This window comes from Geovibrio ferrireducens, from assembly GCF_026226615.1.
Lineage (GTDB): Bacteria > Chrysiogenota > Deferribacteres > Deferribacterales > Geovibrionaceae > Geovibrio > Geovibrio ferrireducens.
Map to the genome: position 1 here is coordinate 196,500 of NZ_JAJAPB010000001.1, position 18,906 is coordinate 215,405.

Sequence of the window (18,906 nt, forward strand, 5' to 3'; positions counted from 1 at the left end):
AAGCCCCCGTAAAATTTTATTTACCCTTAAGTGCAGCGTGAGCGGCAGCAAGCCTCGCCACAGGAACCCTGTAGGGAGAGCAGCTTACATAGTTAAGCCCCGCTTTCTGGCAGAAGGCGATGGAATCGGGATCACCGCCGTGCTCGCCGCATATCCCGGTTTTAAGCTCTTTCCGGACAGAGCGCCCTTTGGCGACACCCATCTCCACAAGCTGGCCTACGCCTGACTGGTCAATGGAAACAAAAGGGTCTTCCTTGAAGATTCCTTTCTCCACATACTGGGGCAGGAACTTGCCCGCATCGTCACGGCTTATGCCGAGAGTGGTCTGGGTGAGGTCGTTTGTGCCGAAAGAGAAGAACTGCGCATGGGCAGCTATCTCATCCGCTGTGAGAGCGGCTCTGGGAAGCTCAATCATTGTTCCCACGAGATAGTCAACCTTAACGCCTGTTTTGTCCATAACCTCAGCGGCTACGTTGTCCACAAGCTCCTTCAGTTCCTCAAGCTCTTTATAGTGACCCACAAGGGGTATCATTACTTCGGGGATTACGTTTGCTCCCTCTTTTTTCAGCTTGCATGCAGCCTCGAAGATGGCGTATGCCTGCATTTCGTATATTTCAGGGAAGGTGACAGCAAGGCGGCAGCCGCGGTGTCCCAGCATGGGGTTGAACTCGTGGAGCTCCTGCGCCTTTCTCTTGAGTGCGTCAAAGGCAATGCCTGATGCCTTTGAAACCTTCTGCACATCCTCATCAGTGTGGGGGATGAACTCATGAAGGGGCGGGTCAAGGAGCCTGATAGTAACGGGCAGACCCTCCATAACCTTAAACAGACCTTCGAAATCCTCCCTCTGGTAAGGCTTGACCTTCTCAAGGGCTTTCTTGCGTCCGTCAACATCAGAGGCGAGGATCATCTCACGCACCGCATCAATTCTGTCGCCGTCGAAAAACATATGCTCCGTGCGGCAGAGGCCTATGCCCTGTGCGCCGAAATCACGGGCAACCTGAGCATCATGCGGGGTATCGGCATTGGCTCTCACTCCCAGCGTACGGAATTCGTCAGCCCATGTGAGAATCTCTGCAAACTCGCCTGAAAGCGAGGGTTCTATAAGCTCTATCTGGCCGAGTATAACTTCACCGGTGGTTCCGTTGATTGTTATGAAGTCGCCCTCTTTAATGAGGTGGCCGCCCACGGTGAATTTTTTGCCTTTTTCATCTATATTGATTGAACCGCAGCCCGCAACGCAGCACTTGCCCATTCCTCTGGCAACAACTGCCGCATGGCTGGTCATCCCGCCTGTAGCGGTGAGAATACCCTGAGCGGCATGCATTCCGCCTATATCCTCAGGGGAGGTTTCCTTCCTCACCAGGATAACGGCCTCGCCTCTCTGCGCCCAGCTTTCAGCCTCTTCCGCGGTGAAAACAGCCTTGCCCACGGCAGCGCCGGGTGAAGCGGGAAGCCCTTTCGCCACTGAATCATATGAAGACTTGGGGTCAATCATAGGGTGCAGAAGCTGGTCAACCTGCTGGGGAGCCACACGGAGGACGGCGGTCTTCTTATCGATAAGCCCTTCCTTGAACATGTCATAGGCTATCTTAACCGCTGCCTTGGCAGTACGCTTTCCTGAACGTGTCTGGAGCATATACAGCTTGTTCTTCTCTATGGTGAACTCTATGTCCTGAACATCTTTGTAGTGTTTTTCAAGGGTCTGGTAAACCTGCTCAAGCTGGGCAAACGCCTCCGGCATTATGCTTTTCAGCTCAACGATCGGGTTCGGGGTTCTTATACCCGCCACAACGTCCTCACCCTGAGCGTTTATGAGGAATTCGCCGAAGAACTCCTTATCGCCCGTGGAGGGGTTCCTTGTGAAGGCGACTCCTGTTCCGCAGTCATTACCCATGTTGCCGAAAACCATGGCCTGAACGTTTACGCCCGTTCCCCACTCATGGGGTATTTTATTGATCTTTCTGTAGGTCTTCGCCCTCTGGTTGTTCCAGGATTCAAAAACTGCGTTAACTGCAAGCTTAAGCTGCTCCTTCGGTTCCTGAGGGAAGTTTCTTCCTGTCTCCGTTGAAACAACATCCTTATACTGCTCAACAAGTTTTTTCAGGTCGGCTGCTTCCAGCTTGGTATCTTCATCTACATTTTTTGACTTTTTCAGGTCGGAAAGAAGCCTTTCAAACTTGCCGTGACCCACACCGAGGACAACATCCCCGAACATCTGGATGAACCTTCTGTAGGAGTCATAGGCAAAGCGCTCATTACCGGAGGAAGAGGCAAGCCCTTTCACAGTCTCATCATTGAGGCCGAGGTTGAGGACGGTGTCCATCATACCCGGCATTGAAACTCTCGCTCCTGAGCGGACAGAAACAAGCAGAGGCGATGAAATATCGCCGAATTTTTTACCCACTGCCGCTTCAAGCTTGGTCATAGCCTCAAGCATCTGATCCGCAAGCCCGGCAGGGTACTGCTGATTATTCGAGTAGTATTCTACGCAGGCTTCCGTGGTGATGGTGAAGCCGGGAGGAACAGGGATGGAGATATTCGTCATCTCGGCAAGTCCGGCGCCTTTTCCGCCGAGAAGCTCCTTGTCGGTACCTTTGCCTTCGGCTTTTCCGTTGCCGAAGAAATACACCCATTTTTTAGACATTTACTAACCCCCAGTATATTGTGGTTTAAGCTAATTTTGAAAGGTCTCCGGCCAGACTGAAAATGTTCCGCAGTCCGGTAAGGAGGCTCAGCCTGTTGTTTTTCACCTTTTCGTCTTCGGCCATTACCATAACAGCCTCGAAAAAGGCATCCACAGGCTTGCTGAAAGCCAAGAGCCCGCTTAACGCTGTCTCAAAGTCTTCCTTATTAATAAGCTCTGCTGTCGCCTGCTTTTTCTCCGCAAGGAGATCAGCGAGGGCTTTTTCTTCCTCTTTCTCAAAAAGGGCGGGATTAACTGCGTCTGTGTTCCATTCCTGCTTTTTCAATATGTTGTTGATACGTTTATACCCCTGTGAGATCACGCCGAACTCTGCGCTGCTTCTGTACTTGGCAAGCGCACGGGCGCACTTTTCAAGCGTGATCACGTCAGAAGAAAGTCCTGATGCCGCATCGAAGCATTCGCCGTCAACCCCTTCGCTGACGAGAAGCTGCTTAAGCCTCTGGAGGATGAACTCCTTCACTGCTGCGGCTGCTTTTTCCGTGTCAAACCTCACCGCACCCGCAAGCACGGAAAGGCTTTTTTCTATGAGCCTGTCAAGGTCAAGCCTGTAACCCTTGGTTCTTATAATCTGTAAAATTCCTATGGTGCTGCGGCGCAGGGCGTAGGGGTCGTTGCTTCCGCTGGGGATAAGCCCTATGGCGAAGCAGCCGCACACAGTGTCCAGCTTGTCCGCCATGGAAACAAATGCGCCTTCCGCAGTTTCGGGCAGCCTGTCTCCGGCGAAGCGGGGCAGATAATGCTCAAATATAGCCTGAACCACATTCGCATTCTCTTTCTGGAGAGCTGCGTATTCTCTTCCCATTATACCCTGAAGTTCAGGGAACTCGTACACCATTTCGCTGAGCAGGTCAGCCTTGCAGAGATATGCGGCTCTGTCCGCTGTTTCCTTCGCCTGTTTATTCAGTGTTTCGGCGAGATAAGCGGCTACTGCCCTGAAACGCTCCATTTTGGCATAGGAAGTGCCGAGTTTTTCCTGGTAAACAACCTTTCTGAGTTCCTCTGTTCTCTGGGCGAGGGGAACATTTATGTCGTTTTCATAGAAGAACTTGGCATCCGTAAGCCTTGCCCTCAGAACCCTTTCGTACCCTTTGCGGATGAGCTCCGTGCTCTGCGGCTCGGTATTTGATATGCCTATGAAATAGTTAAGCAGTTTGCCGTTTTTATCGTTTACGTAGAAGTATTTCTGATGGTTTTTCATGGAAGTGATAAGCACTTCGGGGGGGAGCTTGAGGAAGTCCTCCGAAAAGCTGCCGAGAACCGCCACCGGAGCCTCAACAAGGTTGCTCACAGTGTCAAGGAGATCGGCATCCACATCCACACGGAAACCGTGCTTCTCCTCAAGGGCTTTTATCTGTATCATTATCTGTTCTTTGCGGCTTTCGGTGTTCACCGTGACACGGGCATCGGCAAGGGCTTTCACATAGCTGTCATAGTCCTTAACCTCAAAGCGTGAGGGGCACATGATTCTGTGTCCGTATGTGTAGCGGTCTGCCTGAATGCCGTCAATCTCGAAGGGGAGAACCTCTCCGCCGAAGAGGGAGATAAACCAGTGAACAGGGCGGGCGAAGCGGAAGTCTGTGCTTCCCCAGCGCATGGATTTCTGAAAGGGTATAGATTTTATAATGCGGGGTACAAGATCCTTAAGCACCTCAGCGGTTTCAACGCCGACGGATTTTTTAACCCCTGAGATATATTCGCCTTTATCGGTCTTGGTGCGTTTAAGGTCTTCTGTCTTAATGCCTTTTGAAGCTGCGAACCCCTGTCCGGCTTTGGTGAGGTTTCCGTCAGCATCGTAAGCTATGGAAGCGGGGGGGCCCATGATGAACTCCTCCGAGTCCGCCTGTTTCTCCGCTATGCCCGTGACATAAACATACATCCTGCGGGGCGTTCCGTCCGTTTTAACCCCTGCGTATGCTATGTTGTTTTCCTTAAGCTGCTTTTCAAACTCGCTTTTAAGAAAATCACAGGATTTGCCTATAAACCCTGCGGGAATCTCTTCACTGCCTATTTCGAGAAAATAGTAAGACATTCTTCACCCTTTAAGTACCGATTTATTTTAATATCCAATTTATCATTTTTCAGACAATCCAACCTTTATATAACTTAGGAAAGGGCTTTTCAAGCAAATAATCCGCTTTTTTTGGCGTATGTGAAGCTGTTTGAAGAATAAAACATGGAATGAGTGTTTTCAGAAAGAATTAATTTCCGGGAAAGTATTTAAACAGATTAACACGGGAGAGCAGACGGGCTCACATCTGCTCCGCGGCAAAGGTAATGACAAAATCCGGAGATGCGCGATTAATACTATCAATCTCCCCCCTGCCCCTCTTTAAGAAAGAGGGGTGTTTTGCCTTTGCGGAGCGAAGTTCGGCGCGAGCGTGTACGCTGAGCGGACAGGATGTACCGCTCAGCGTTTATGGTCAAAACCTGTAAGGCAGTGCCGCCTCAAGCTCAGCTGTCTGCGCTCTGCCGGAGAGAAGCTGCGCCAGTGAGTCATATGTGCAGTCGAGGAAAGCCTTTCTTGCGCCGTCCTTTATGCCCACATTATATGTTTTGCCCCCTGCGGTGAGCGTTCTGCCCTCCACATCAAGCACAAATTCCGCTTTGGGCTCTTTTTTGACCAGTGCCATGAGCTCCGCCCTTTCCGCATCAGGGAGAGTTACGCAGACTATGCCCAGCGTGGTTGAGTTGCCGAAGAATATCTCTGCGTAGCTTCCGGCGATTATAACATCATAGCCCGCACGGATGATTGCCTGCGGGGCATGCTCACGGGAGGAACCGCAGCCGAAGTTATTGCCGCTGATGATGAACCTTGCGCCTCTGTACTCAGGAGCATCCACCGGATGTCCGAGGGGTTTGCCCCCCTCACCGAAACGCTCGTCAAAGAAGAGCGCAAGTCCAAGACCGTCAAAAGTGACGCACTTGAGGTATCTGGCGGGGATAATTCTGTCCGTGTCTATATCATCTCCGGGAACGGGAACAGCCGTGCCCTTTACCTGTTTTATCGCTTCAAGCTTCATTTAACACCCCCGAAGGTTTTTCTGCAGTCGGCAATACAGCCCTCAACAGCCGCTGCGGCAGCCATAACCGGGCTCACAAGCAGTGTTCTGCCTGTGGAGGAACCCTGACGTCCCTTGAAGTTTCTGTTTGAGGTGGATGCGCTTATCTGATCCCCTTTGAGCCTGTCGGGATTCATGGCAAGGCACATGGAGCAGCCGGGCTCACGCCATTCGAAACCCGCTTCCCTGAAAACAGTGTCCAGCCCCTCTTTCTCCGCAAGTGCCTTAACCTCGTAAGAGCCGGGAACAGCAAGTGCCCTCACATGGGAAGCAACCTTCCGCCCCTTAAGGTATTTCGCCGCCAGACGGAAATCCTCTATGCGTCCGTTGGTGCAGCTTCCGATGAAGCAGACATCTATTTTTTTGCCTTCCATCTTATCGCCAGCGCCGAACTTCATATATTCAAGGGCTTCCTTCATAGTCTCGTTCACAGGTGCGGGTATGCTTTCCGAAATGCCTATGCCCTGCTCTGGGTTGATTCCCCATGTGACCATGGGCTCTATCTCTGCTGCGTCAAAAACCACAACATCATCATACTCAGCGTCAGCATCGGAGGCTATGCTCTTCCAGTATTCCCTGCGCTTTTCAAACTCTTCACCCTTAGGAGCGTAAGGCCGTCCCTTGAGATATTCGAAAGTCACCTCATCGGGGTTGATATAGCCTACCCTTGCACCGCCCTCAATCGCCATGTTACAGAGGGTCATTCTCGCTTCCATGCTCATGTTCTTCACAGCCTCGCCGCAGAACTCGTAAGCATAGCCCAGACCGCCGTTAACACCCAGCCTGCGGATTACATGCAGGATAACGTCCTTTGACGTGACCATTTCACCCAGTCTGCCCTTTATCTCAATCTTCCTCACCTTAAACGGTGAGATCGTCATTGTCTGCGTGGCGAGAACATCACGCACCTGGCTTGTGCCTATCCCGAAGGCGATTGCGCCGAAAGCGCCGTGTGTCGCCGTGTGCGAATCACCGCAGGCAACGGTCATCCCCGGCTGGGTAAGCCCCTGCTCAGGACCGACTATATGCACAACACCCTGCGCACCTGACTCAGGGTTGAAAAACTTTATGCCGAATTCCTTTGTATTAGCCTCTATAGCCTGCATCATCTCCTCTGCCATGGAATCGGCAAAAGGGCGCTCACGCCCGTCCGTGGGGATAATGTGGTCACAGGTTGCGTATGTCCTGTCCGGATAAGCCACCTTGAGCCCAAGCTCCCTTATCATGGCAAAAGCCTGCGGGCTGGTGACTTCGTGAATAAGATGCAGCCCGATGAAAAGCTGGGACTGACCGCTGGGAAGCTCACGCACAAGGTGCTTTTCCCATACTTTCTGAAAAAGATTTTTGCCCATCGCTATATCTCCTTGTTTAAAGGGAAAGTGAGTTTTTGAGGGGGTTCGGGGGAACTTTGTTCCTAAAAAGTTTCCCCGGAAAATATTAATATTACTGAGAAACCCTTTTTTAACGAAAAAAAAGTGTTTCTCAAACTCTTCCCAAAAAACTGAATTTCTGAATTCAATAAAATCTACAATGTACATGAACAAATGTAAAGGATAATGTTTGGTTTTGCTTAAATTTGTTTAGCGATGTTGTAACCTGTCTATTTCTCCTCAAAGACCTCGCATTCCGGTTCGGCATTGAAATAAAGCCCCAGTATTCCGGTGAATTTGGGGTTTGCCTCGAACAGTCCGAGGGTGAGCGCTATTTCAGTCTGGTTATTAAACGGTGTTGATTTCAGGTATGAAACCACGCAGCTACGCACAGGCTCAGGCGATGCGGCAAGCTCCGTGAGGAAACATTCGGGGCTGCGGATCAGCGTGAGGGCAAGGGTGGAGTAATATCTGTCCAGTGCGTCCTCCTCAAGGGGAAGGCGGGAGATTCTGAGAAAGTTCTTAACCTGTGCTTTGTTTTTGCAGAGGAAGACTTCGGGATAATACTGTGAGTATGCGGTCTCTGTCTCAGCCGGAGCGAGGCGGTCGAAGTTTTCAAAAACGAATGCAAAATCAAATTTACCTGTGATTTTTTCATCAAACTGACACAGTGGCGAGGCATCGTATATTTCTGCAATGCCCGCATATTTTTCTCCGGTCAGGTAACCGGTCAGTTTCTCGTCAAATGAATCATCCTCGCTCTCCGAGTTGGTCAGGCGGAATATTACGCATGCCTGAACATCGTCCTGAGCGGCAGCAAGCTCCGCCATGAAGACATCGGGGCATTTCTTAAAATTTGTACGGAACGCTTCAGCGTATATGTTCCCCTCCTCATAGCCGTAAACAACCCTTGAAAGAGCGAGAAAACCTTTTACGGAAGCCTTTGAGGAGCAGTTTACCGTATTTTTTTCAAAAAATATCCCCAGCTCCTCCGCAGTAACGGAAGAAGCGGAGGGGTAGAGCGCTTCAAACGGGTTTTTCTCTGCGGCGGAAGCGGCAAAGACAAACAGACAGAACAGCAAAACGGCAGAAACACGCATAGTTCACCTAGAATATATTCGCAGACAAATACCTTTCCCCTGAATCGGGCAGGATTATCACAATTGTTTTTCCATGGAGACCGAGTTCCCTGGCTGCGGTGTCCGCTGCCCAAACCGCTGCGCCGGAGGAGATTCCGGCGAGAACGCCCTCTTCCGCGGCGAGTCTTTTTGTCCAGTCATATGCGGCATCATCCGGCACAGTAACCATTTTATCAATAAGGCTCACATCCAGAGTTTTCGGTATAAAGCCTGCTCCGATCCCCTGAATCTTGTGGGGTCCGGGAACCATCGGTCTGCCCGCCATAAACTGACTGATAACCGGGCTGCCCTCAGGCTCAACACCCACAGCGAGTACATCCTTCTTTTTATCCAGCTTGAGATACTGGGCAATGCCTGTGATTGTCCCGCCTGTGCCTATGCCTGATACAATCACATCCACCTGACCGTCAGTATCGTTCCATATCTCAACGCCTGTTGTCCTGCGGTGGACTGCGGGGTTTGCGGGGTTTTCAAACTGCTGGGGAAGGTAATATCTGTCCGGCTCTTTCTGCGCCAGTTCCACAGCCTTGTCCACTGCGCCTTTCATGCCGAGATTACCGTCAGTGAGTATGCACTCCGCCCCGAAGGCGTTCATCAGCATTCTTCGTTCCGCGCTCATGTTGTCGGGCATGATCAGGGCAACTTTTATCCCCATCGCGGCTCCGGCGTAGGCAAGGCCGATCCCTGTGTTGCCGCTGGTGGGTTCTATTACCGTCATCCCTTTTTTAAGCGTCCCCTTTTCCAGAGCATCCCAGAGGAGAGCAGCGCCTATCCTGCATTTTACAGAGTACGCGGGGTTGCGCCCTTCTATCTTGACCAGAAAAGTATTATCCGCCGCGCATATTTTGTTAAGCTTCACAAGCGGCGTACCGCCTATGGAAGCGGGGTTGTTTTCGAACACTCTCATCGGTGACTCCTTCAAGGTTCATTGACATTAGGAACTGAATTATTTATTTTGCATGTAAATTCGGAAAAATAAAAGTTTTTACTTTAATTTTCCTTCCGGATGAATACTGTGAAAACAAACGACCGTCAGCAGAGGCGGCACACACATTCTTTATTTGAACCGGAGGTCCAAATTGTCAGGTAAAGTTCATTCAATAAACATCAGCGAGAAGAAAGGGGTACAGAAAACACCCGTAAACTCCGTTGAGATGAAAAACGATTTCGGCATAACAACCGATGCCCATGCGGGCAAATGGCACAGACAGGTCAGCTTCCTTGCTCAGGAAAGTATTGATAAAATGGTGGCAAAAGGCCTCAAGGTCAAAGGCGGCGACTTCGCGGAGAACATCACCACGATCGGCGTTGATCTTGTGAGCATGAAAGTGGGCGAAAGGCTCCGCATAAATAATGTCGAGTTCGTTATCTCCCAGCTCGGCAAGCTCTGCCATAACAGATGCGCCATTTACCACGCCGCAGGCGACTGCGTTATGCCCCGTGAAGGGATATTCGGCATCGTAAAAGGGAACGGAACAGTAACCCTCGGCGACGCTGCGGAAAAACTCCCGAAGGAGAACATCACCGTTGCCGTTGTGACCCTCAGCGATAAGGGGAGCAAAGGCGAGCGCACGGATGAGACAGGCCCCGCCATCATAGAAATGGTGAAGAAGGAACTCAACCCCTCCTTCACAAGGCTTGAGCTTATCCCCGATGAGGTTGACCAGCTTAAGAACATAATAAAATATCTCGTAGATATTCAGGGGTTTGACCTTGTGATAACCAACGGCTCCACCGGGCTCTCCCCCCGTGACATAGCGCCCGATGCCACTCTGGAGATGATAGAGAAGCGTCTGCCCGGCTTCGAGGAAGCCATGCGCATGGAAAGTTTCAGAAAGACTCCCCACGCTCTTTTATCAAGAGCAGTTTGCGGAACCAGAAACGGGAGTATAATATTAAATGTGCCGGGAAGCCCTAAAGGAGCCCTTGAGAATCTTGAGGTCGTGATAAAGGCTCTCCCCCACGCCATAAAAAAACTTCAGGGGGATCCTGCTGACTGCGCAGCAAAATAACGGACTTTACATAGCGCTGGACGGAATAGACGGCTGCGGAAAGAGCACCCACTGCATTAAGCTTGCCGAGCACTTCGGGGCTTTGGGACGCAAGGTGCTCCTCACCCGTGAACCGGGCGGAACCGAAATCGGAGCCGAACTGAGAGCCAGACTTCTTTCCAGCAAATACGAGCTTGAGCCCGAATCGGAGATGATGCTCTTCTTTGTGGACAGGCTGGAGCACCTCACCAAGAAGGTTATCCCCGCGTTAAACGAGGGAATGGTGGTGATAAGCGACCGCTTCACCGCTTCCACCTTCGCCTATCAGGTCTTCGGGAGAGGCATACCGGAAAGCGTGTACACCTCTCTGGAGCGCATAGCCCTCAAGGTTGTGCCCGATGCGGCGGTTATAATCGATAACGAGCCCATAGCATGCATAACAAGGGCAAAGGCGCGCCTTATTGAAGACGGCAAAGAGGAATCCGAAGGCAAGTTCGAGCAGCTTCCATATGAATTTTTCCGCAATGTGCGCAACGGCTTTCTCACCTTCGCAGAGAAAAACGGCTATGTCCGTGTGGTGGAAGGTCTGGGAACTGTAGAAGAAGTATTCTCCCGCGTACTCAGCAGCATAAAATGAGATACATAGGCCATGAAAGGGAAAGGGAGATATTCTCCAAGGCCCTGAAATCGGAAAAGCTTGTACATGCATATATTTTCAGCGGGAAGGAGAGCTGCGGCAAAAAGCTCCTCGCCCGTGAGATTGCCCGTTCGCTCTTCTGCGGATGCGGCCTGTTTGAGGAATCCGCATCCCGACACTCAGCGCAGGTTGACGCACTGAACCATCCTGATCTCCACATATTCGAAGATGACTCCATCCCCATTGAGAAAGTACGCAGAATAGCGGAAACCGCATTCATGAGCCCCCATTCGGCAAACCACAAGATTTTTATAATAGACAATGCCCATAACATGCGCACCGAAGCCTCCAACGCCTTCCTCAAGACCCTTGAGGAACCGGGGGAGAACACTGTGTTTTTCCTCATTACCGACAAATATGACCGCCTTCTGCCCACAATACGCTCAAGGTGCATTCACATAGAATTCTCCCGCCTCAGTGATGAGGAGGTGGTGAGCATAATCAGGAAGCTGCGCCCCGATGTTTCGAATTACGATGCCGCTGTGAAGCTTGCAGCGGGCTCAGTGGCGCAGGCTCTTTATTTTCTGGACAACAACGCCTCCGAAAAATGGATGCTTTTTGAGGATCTCAGCGGTGAAAAACTGTACAAACGTCTGGAAAGTCTGAAAGAAAAAGATGATATAAGAATTTTCTCATCCGTTCTTTACGGCTTCATTCTGGAAAAATACAGAAGTACGGGAGATCCCGTTCTGCTTGAGTTTTCAAACTATTTGCTGGATATTTTGCAGAGGCTTAACTATAATGTTAATCTTGACATTTTCAGGTTTGACCTGTTCACGAAAATAACAGAGGTTCTAATTGAAAGAGATTGAAGTTACCGGAGTGGCGTTTAAGCCCGCCGGAAAAATATATGACTTTTTATCCTGCGGGATAGAAACCAAGCATGGCGAACACGTTGTAGTGGAAACTGAAAAAGGCGAGGACATCGCCGCGGTTATCCTGTCCCCCCGTCCTATGGTCATTAAAAACATGGACGAGATGAAGAAGGTTATCCGCAAAGCAACAGAGGAAGACTACGCAAGACGTGCCAAAAACATAGAGGAGGAGCCCGCCGCATTTGCCGAGTGCAAGGAGCTTGTGGTAAAGCACAGCCTTGACATGAAGCTGCTTAAGGCGGAGTACACTCTGGACAGAAGCAAACTCACCTTCTTCTTCACCTCAGACGGCCGTGTGGATTTCCGCGCCCTTGTGCGTGATCTTGCCCGTGTTTTCCGCACCCGTATCGAAATGCGTCAGGTGGGCGTCAGGGACGCAACCAAGATGCTCGGCGGTTTCGGACTCTGCGGAAAGGAGTTCTGCTGCTCCACTTTTTTAAGAAAATTCGACAACATCTCCATAAAAATGGCAAAAGACCAGAACCTTATCCTCAACCCCACAAAAATATCCGGGGTATGCGGAAGGCTGATGTGCTGCCTGCTCTATGAAAAGGAGTCCTACTCCGGCATCATAGACGAAAACGGCAACACGGCAAAAGTTGAGTTCACTCTGGGCAGGGCGGAAGACGAAGGAGGAAACATATGACCAAACAGCCTTTTTATATCACAACACCGATTTACTATGTAAATGACGTGCCCCACATCGGCCACGCATATACAACGGTTGCGTGTGATGCTGTTTCCCGCTTCAAGCGCCTCACAGGACATGAGGTCTTCTTCCTCACCGGAACTGACGAACACGGCCAGAAGATAGAGCAGGCCGCAGAGAAGAGAGGCATAACTCCCAAGGAGCTCGCCGACGGCGTGGTTCAGCGCTTTGCCGGACTCTGGGAAAAGCTCAATATCTCCAATGACGACTTTATCCGCACAACGGATCAGATACATAAAGACTCAGTACAGAAGCTCTTTAAAACAATGCAGGAAAACGGCGACATCTACCTCGGCCACTACGAAGGCTGGTACTGCACCCCCTGCGAGACCTACTGGACAGAGACCCAGCTTCTGGACGGAAACTGCTGCCCCTCCTGCGGCAGAACCACAGAGAAGCTTAAGGAGCCCAGCTACTTCTTCCGTATGAGCAAATACGGGGACGCACTCCTGAAACATATTCAGGACAACCCCGACTTCATAAAACCCGAATCCAGACGCAATGAGATTATCTCATTCATCAGGGAGGGGCTTAAGGATCTCTCAGTGAGCCGCATGTCATTCAAATGGGGCATACCCGTGCCGAATGACCCCGCACATGTCATCTATGTGTGGATCGATGCCCTCACCAACTATATAACCGCCCTCGGCTACAAGGACGACGGTGAAAATTTCAGAAAATTCTGGCCTGCCACATACCATGTTGTGGGCAAGGATATTCTCCGCTTTCACACCGTATACTGGCCTACGATGCTCATGAGCGCAGGGCTTCCCCTGCCGAAAAGCGTTTTCGCCCACGGCTGGTGGACTGTTGAGGGGCAGAAGATGTCCAAATCCCTCGGCAACGCCATTGACCCCTACTGGCTGGCGGACACCTTCGGAGTGGATGCCATCAGGTATTTCCTCCTCCGTGAGGTTCCCTTCGGGCTGGACGGAGACTTCTCCTTCAAAGCACTTATCCACCGCATAAACGGCGATCTGGCAAACGATCTGGGCAATCTGCTTAACCGTACCCTCGGCATGCTTACCCGCTACTTCGGCGGGGTTCTGCCGGAATACAAAACCGGCGATCCGCTGGACGAGGCAATGGACGCAAAGATTGACGCAGTTTTTGCCGATGTTGAGAAGCATCTGGAAGGGCTCGCGTTCAACAAGGCTCTCATAAGCCTCTGGGAACTGGTGAGCGCCTTCAACAAATACATTGACGACACCGCCCCTTGGGCTCTTGCCAAAGACGAGGCGCACAAGGACAGGCTCGGTTCCGTTCTCTATAAAATCCTCGACGGTGCAAGGCTCATAGCCACGCTCATCTCCCCCTTTATGCCCGAAACGGCAGGGAGCATGCGCACCCAGCTTGGGCTTGAGCCTGAAATAACTCCCGCACCGATTGAAGAGCTTAAGAAAAGAGGCGGGCTAAAACCCGGCGCACTCCTGGACAAAGCTGTGCAGCTTTTCCCCAGAATAGACGAAAAAGAGATGCTGGAAAACATACAGAAAACCCGCACTCCCGAAGCTAAAAAAGAGGAAGCGGCAAAACCTGAGGCCATATCAGTCGCCATTGAGTTCGCTGATTTTCAGAAAGTTGCTCTCAAAGCAGGTAAAATCCTTGACGCTGAAAGGGTTGAGAAAAGCGAAAAGCTCCTCAGACTGAAAGTCTCCCTCGGTGAAAACAGCGAGAGAACCATAGTTGCGGGCATAGCCAAAAGCTACGCACCGGAAGATCTCAAGGGCAAAACAGTTGCTGTGGTGGCAAACCTCAAACCCGCAAAGCTCATGGGAATCACATCCGAAGGGATGGTTCTGGCGGCTTTTGACGGCGAACATCACCATGTGCTGATTCTCCCTGACGGCATAACTGCGGGCACTCCGATTAAATAGCAGACCGGAGCCCCTGAAGGCTTACATCCCGAAAGCAGAAGCCGCTGCGGCAGTTCCCGGCGGCAGATGTGGGTGGGCAGCCGCAGGAATGATATTGTCTATCAATAATATTGACACAAGCATATAAATAAAATAATCTGTTCTTCGGCCTTGATCTTTACGGGGCCGATATGCATTTTAATAAAAACACAGGAACAGATTAAGAATGATTCCCAAAAAAGATACGCCCGAACACAGGGCATTTCTGGATAAATTAGCCGGACTTGACAGCTTTTTTACGGACTCCCATGCTCATATACACATGCAGCCCCTCTCCGATGATGCGGAGGCTGTGCTGGCAAGGGCGGCGGAGCATAAAATCGGACGTATTGTCACCATCGGCATTGATGTCGAAGACAGCGGCCGGGCAGTTCAGTTTGCGGCGGAATATGAAAACGTGTATGCCTCTGTCGGTGTACACCCCCATGACACAAGCGGCTTTCCCACTGACGGCATAGACAGCCTGAGGGAACTCTTAAAAGCACCGAAGGTCATAGCACTGGGCGAAATAGGGCTGGACTTTTACTACGACCACTCACCGAGGGAAACACAGGAAAAATGCTTCGCCTCACTCCTCGGACTTGCGGAAGATACGGGCATGCCCGTTATTATACACAACAGAGACTCAACCGCCCGCCTAATCGAGATACTGAAGGCGGAACTGCCCGTCAGGGAAAAGAGCGGCATAATCCACTGTTTCAGCGGAGATACTGATCTCCTGCGGTATGCGCTGGATAACGGGTTTTATATTTCTTACGCCGGGGTGGTCACATACCCCAAATCGGAAGAACTGCGCAGAACTCTCCAGTTTGTGCCGAGGAACAGGCTGCTGATCGAGACTGATGCCCCTTATCTCACACCCGCTCCCTACAGAGGCAGAACAAACGAGCCCGCATACACGGCCTACACAGCGGAAACAGTAGCCGCTGAGCTTGGTATGAGCCTCAGGGAAACGGCTGAGCTTCTGGAAAACAACTTTCAGTCACTGTTCGGGGACAGGTTATGAAAAAGAGAATTTTGATTGTGGAGGACAACAGGTACGAGCGCGAAGGCCTCGCATCCCTCCTCAGTGAACAAAACTACGAGGTTGATACTGTGGAAAACGGGCGCTTCGCCCTTGATAAGCTCCATGAGCAGGAGTTTGACCTTGTGGTGACGGATCTGATGATGCCCGCAACGGACGGTCTCCAGTTTCTGCACAAACTTAGAAACAACGGAAGCAGCGTCCCTGTACTGGTGATAACGGGTAATGAAAACATGCAGAACATGCTCTCTGCCTATCAGCTTGGTGCGCTGGATGTCATCTACAAGCCTTTCCAGTTCGGTGAGCTGATGGATGTTATCAAAAGAGTAATTCCCGGCTGATTTAGCCTTTCTTAACTGTCCGCTAAGGTATATAATAGATTTATCATAATAATTTATTACATATACGGAGGACAGTGATGATAAAGATTAAAAAAATACTTTACCCCACGGATTTTTCCGAGCCTTCAAAAGTTGCCCTTGAATATGCCGCTGAACTCGCCAGACAGTTCGGAGCGGAGCTTGAAATACTGCATGTTATGTTTGACGAAACTCAGGTGGTCTCCTTCTACCTGCCGCAGGTGACTATGCAGTCCCTCTCAACCGACATAGAAACAGGCTCGGCAAAGCAGCTTGATGACTTCATACAGAGCCAGCCCTCGCTTAAAGGTGTCAACTACACCACTAAGCTGATCAAAGGCACGCCGTTCATAGAAATAACCAAACACGCAAAAGATACAGCCGCGGATATGATAGTGATCGGCACACACGGCAGAACAGGGCTTGACCATGTTCTTTTCGGGTCGACTGCTGAAAAAGTCGTCCGTAAAGCACCCTGCCCGGTATTTACAGTAAGGCCTGCGAAGTAGGGAGATTAATCAGCCTTACAATCAGAACATCCTGCCAGATTGTAAGGCACGCTCGCAGCAGGATAAACCTGCCTTCGCTCCGCACGGCGCAGTTCCATCCATGGAACTGCGGCTGAAAAAGTCGTCCGTAAAGCGCCCTGCCCGGTATTTACCGTAAGACCTGCGAAGTAAGAAGGTTAATCAGCCTTACAATCAGAACATCCTGTCAGATTGTAAGGCACGCTCGCGGCAGGATAAACCTGCCTTCGCTCCGCACGGCGAAGTAGGGAGAACTCTCAATATAAGGAGATTCTTCGCTGATGCTCAGAATGACGCGGCCGTAGCTGAACGCTGTGCGTCATTCTGAGGCCAAGGCCGAAGAATCTCTCTGTATAATAATACCTAGTGCCTCTGCTCTATCTCTGCCGAATCCATTATCCTTGCCGTCAGCTTCTCAAGCTTGTCATCATTCCCGTCAAAGCTCACCGCTATGTGCCGCAGGAGTTTCCCCGCGGAAAAACTCAGTGCCTCAACCCTGATCTTCTGCCCTCCGGCATTGGCAGTGCCTGAAAGCCGCCAGCCGGAACTGCCCCCGACTCTCTCCGGCTTTATCTCATACTCAAAAGAGGATGCGGCGCCTGAGCCTTTTATTTTATTCACCAGATCCGCTGAAAAAGCCTCACCGCTGATTTCGTTTTCTGTCTCAACCGCAAGCACGGTAAACCCGAAACTTCCCAGAGAAAACTGCCGCACATCCTGAGATGTGGCATTATCAGCTATTACGGCAGCAAAGGAGAGATCCCGCATATTGTCCGGAGCCAGTATCTTCACACCGGTTCTACCCACTTCCCGCTTTACCCAGTTCTGCTCCAGAACAACATCGGTCACGCCTTTTTCCGCCTTCGCCGACTTTTTGTAATATTTGAATGCCGCAGTTCCTCCGAATACAGCGAGCACAACCGCTGCTGCTATAACCACTGCTCTGATCATACCGTTCAAAATCATCCCTCCGCTCTTAATGCTGTATTTTTTTAAACTACCAGACAAAAGACAGCCGACCAAGCAAAACATTCCATTGACTTCACAATAAAAACGGATGTAATATTGCAAACTTTATACTTATCAAGAGTGGTGGAGGGACAGGCCCGTTGAAACCACAGCAACCGCCCTTTGAGGAAAGGTGCTAATTCCTGCCCTGCACGATGGGGGAGATAAGAACCGTTAAGACTACTCTAACGCCTCTTTCCCTCAGGGATAGAGGCTTTTTTTGTTTCAGGAGGCAACCTATGAGCAAGCACCGCATCGAAACCATAGCAGTCCACGGCGGACAGACACCCGACCCGGTTACGGGAGCCAGAGCCGTTCCCATATACCAGACAACCGCATACAAGTTCCGTGATGCGGATCATGCTGCAAAACTGTTTGACCTTGAAGAGGCAGGCTACATATACACCCGCCTGAACAACCCCACTGTCGAGGTGCTGGAAAACAGGATTGCCATGCTTGAGGGCGGAACAGGAGCCGTTGCCGCATCATCCGGCCAGTTTGCCGAGTTCATGGTTTTCTCCACCATAGCAGAAGCCGGAGACGAAATAATCACCACCAACAGACTTTACGGCGGAACAAACAATCTGTTTTTCCACACTTTCAAAAAAATGGGGATTACCTTCCGCCCTTTTGACCAGAATAACCCCGATGAGATCAAAGCTCTGATAAATGATAAAACAAAGGCGGTTTACCTTGAGACTGTGGCTAACCCCGGAAACGACATTGCAGACTTTGAGGCGATAGCCGCAATAGCCCATGAAAACGGTCTGCCCCTCGTTATAGACAATACGTACCCCACCCCTTTTCTCTGCCGTCCTAAGGAGTTCGGCGCGGATGTGGTGATCCACTCCGTTACCAAGTTCCTCGGCGGGCACGGAAACTCAATGGGAGGCATAGCCGTTGACCTCGGCACGTTCGACTGGGCAAAGAGCGGGCGCTTCCCCTCATTCACCACTCCGGATCCCAGCTACCACGGCATGGTGTATTCTGAGCGCTTCGGCAATATGGCACTTGCGGTCAAGATGCGCGTACAGACTATGCGTGACATAGGCGGCTGCATGAGCCCCATGAACGCCTTTCTCCTTCTTCAGGGGCTTGAGACTCTGCATGTGCGTATGGAAAGGCATGTGGAAAATGCCCGGAAACTCGCCGCTTATTTACAGAAAAGCGACATGGTGGACTGGGTGAACTTCCCAGAGCTTGAAGGAAACCCGAACTGCGAAAGAGCCCGGAAATACATGCCCAAAGGAACAGGAGCAATGCTCAGCTTCGGCATCAAGGGCGGACAGAAAGCAGGCAGAGCCTTTATAGAAGGCGTGGAGCTTGCCACCCACCTCACCAATCTGGGCGATACGAGAACTCTGGTCACACACCCCGCAAGCACCACTCACCGCCAGCTTAATGCGGAACAGAAGGCAAAAGCGGGCATAACGGACGGGCTTATCCGCCTCTCTGTGGGCATAGAGCACATAGACGACATAATAGCCGATATAGAACAGGCATTTGCGAAAGCTAAGAAGGCATAATA

16 protein-coding genes and 1 riboswitch are annotated in these 18,906 nt (G+C 51.0%); of the genes, 9 read left to right on the top strand and 7 right to left on the bottom strand.

Annotated features, from left to right (window positions below):
• Positions 1-16: 16 nt before the first annotated feature.
• The 6 genes from ppdK to cysK form a co-directional block, all read right to left on the bottom strand.
• A complete protein-coding gene (gene ppdK, locus OSQ85_RS00885; RefSeq protein ID WP_265820749.1) occupies positions 17-2,644 on the bottom strand; it encodes a pyruvate, phosphate dikinase in 2,628 nt (875 codons plus the stop codon).
• Positions 2,645-2,669: 25 nt separating this feature from the next.
• Positions 2,670-4,733, bottom strand: a complete 2,064-nt coding sequence (glyS, locus tag OSQ85_RS00890; RefSeq protein ID WP_265820750.1) for a glycine--tRNA ligase subunit beta — start codon at positions 4,731-4,733, stop codon at positions 2,670-2,672.
• A gap of 391 nt (positions 4,734-5,124) precedes the next feature.
• Positions 5,125-5,724, bottom strand: coding sequence for a 3-isopropylmalate dehydratase small subunit (gene leuD / locus OSQ85_RS00895; protein ID WP_265820751.1), 600 nt, complete (start codon positions 5,722-5,724; stop codon positions 5,125-5,127).
• Positions 5,721-7,115 (bottom strand): 3-isopropylmalate dehydratase large subunit, encoded by a 1,395-nt coding sequence (gene leuC, locus OSQ85_RS00900; protein ID WP_265820752.1) that lies wholly within the window; start codon positions 7,113-7,115, stop codon positions 5,721-5,723. Before leuC ends, leuD begins: the two co-directional genes overlap by 4 nt.
• Positions 7,116-7,363: 248 nt before the next feature.
• The gene (locus OSQ85_RS00905; RefSeq protein ID WP_265820753.1) at positions 7,364-8,233 is read right to left on the bottom strand and encodes a hypothetical protein; all 870 of its coding nucleotides are present in this window, start codon (positions 8,231-8,233) and stop codon (positions 7,364-7,366) included.
• A 7-nt stretch (positions 8,234-8,240) separates the two neighbouring features.
• Complete coding sequence (cysK, locus tag OSQ85_RS00910; protein ID WP_265820754.1) at positions 8,241-9,179, bottom strand: cysteine synthase A; 939 nt, start codon at positions 9,177-9,179, stop codon at positions 8,241-8,243.
• 172 nt (positions 9,180-9,351) lie between these two features.
• Between cysK and OSQ85_RS00915 the strand changes: the two genes are divergently transcribed.
• From OSQ85_RS00915 to OSQ85_RS00950, 8 genes are all read left to right on the top strand, one after another.
• The gene (locus OSQ85_RS00915; protein WP_265820755.1) at positions 9,352-10,284 is read left to right on the top strand and encodes an MOSC domain-containing protein; all 933 of its coding nucleotides are present in this window, start codon (positions 9,352-9,354) and stop codon (positions 10,282-10,284) included.
• Between the two features lie 10 nt (positions 10,285-10,294).
• Entirely contained in the window at positions 10,295-10,900 is a 606-nt protein-coding gene (gene tmk, locus OSQ85_RS00920; RefSeq protein ID WP_265820984.1) for a dTMP kinase, read from the top strand.
• A complete protein-coding gene (locus OSQ85_RS00925) occupies positions 10,897-11,772 on the top strand; it encodes a DNA polymerase III subunit delta' (protein WP_265820756.1) in 876 nt (291 codons plus the stop codon). Before tmk ends, OSQ85_RS00925 begins: the two co-directional genes overlap by 4 nt.
• Positions 11,759-12,481: a PSP1 domain-containing protein gene (locus OSQ85_RS00930; protein ID WP_265820757.1), complete on the top strand. Its 723-nt coding sequence runs from the start codon at positions 11,759-11,761 to the stop codon at positions 12,479-12,481. Before OSQ85_RS00925 ends, OSQ85_RS00930 begins: the two co-directional genes overlap by 14 nt.
• A complete protein-coding gene (gene metG / locus OSQ85_RS00935; RefSeq protein ID WP_265820758.1) occupies positions 12,478-14,421 on the top strand; it encodes a methionine--tRNA ligase in 1,944 nt (647 codons plus the stop codon). The genes OSQ85_RS00930 and metG overlap by 4 nt, the downstream gene beginning before the upstream one ends.
• Before the next feature lie 205 nt (positions 14,422-14,626).
• The gene (locus OSQ85_RS00940; RefSeq protein ID WP_265820759.1) at positions 14,627-15,466 is read left to right on the top strand and encodes a TatD family hydrolase; all 840 of its coding nucleotides are present in this window, start codon (positions 14,627-14,629) and stop codon (positions 15,464-15,466) included.
• A complete protein-coding gene (locus tag OSQ85_RS00945; protein WP_265820760.1) occupies positions 15,463-15,825 on the top strand; it encodes a response regulator transcription factor in 363 nt (120 codons plus the stop codon). Before OSQ85_RS00940 ends, OSQ85_RS00945 begins: the two co-directional genes overlap by 4 nt.
• A gap of 77 nt (positions 15,826-15,902) precedes the next feature.
• Positions 15,903-16,352 (top strand): universal stress protein, encoded by a 450-nt coding sequence (locus OSQ85_RS00950; RefSeq protein ID WP_265820762.1) that lies wholly within the window; start codon positions 15,903-15,905, stop codon positions 16,350-16,352.
• Between the two features lie 381 nt (positions 16,353-16,733).
• Here the strand turns inward: OSQ85_RS00950 and OSQ85_RS00955 are convergent, their stop codons facing one another.
• Positions 16,734-17,330 carry a hypothetical protein gene (locus tag OSQ85_RS00955; protein WP_265820763.1) on the bottom strand — a complete coding sequence of 199 codons (597 nt, stop codon included), beginning with the start codon at positions 17,328-17,330 and terminating at the stop codon, positions 16,734-16,736.
• A gap of 117 nt (positions 17,331-17,447) precedes the next feature.
• Positions 17,448-17,549, top strand: a riboswitch (SAM riboswitch).
• A 68-nt stretch (positions 17,550-17,617) separates the two neighbouring features.
• Between OSQ85_RS00955 and OSQ85_RS00960 the strand changes: the two genes are divergently transcribed.
• Entirely contained in the window at positions 17,618-18,904 is a 1,287-nt protein-coding gene (locus OSQ85_RS00960) for an O-acetylhomoserine aminocarboxypropyltransferase/cysteine synthase family protein (RefSeq protein ID WP_265820764.1), read from the top strand.
• Positions 18,905-18,906: the final 2 nt, after the last annotated feature.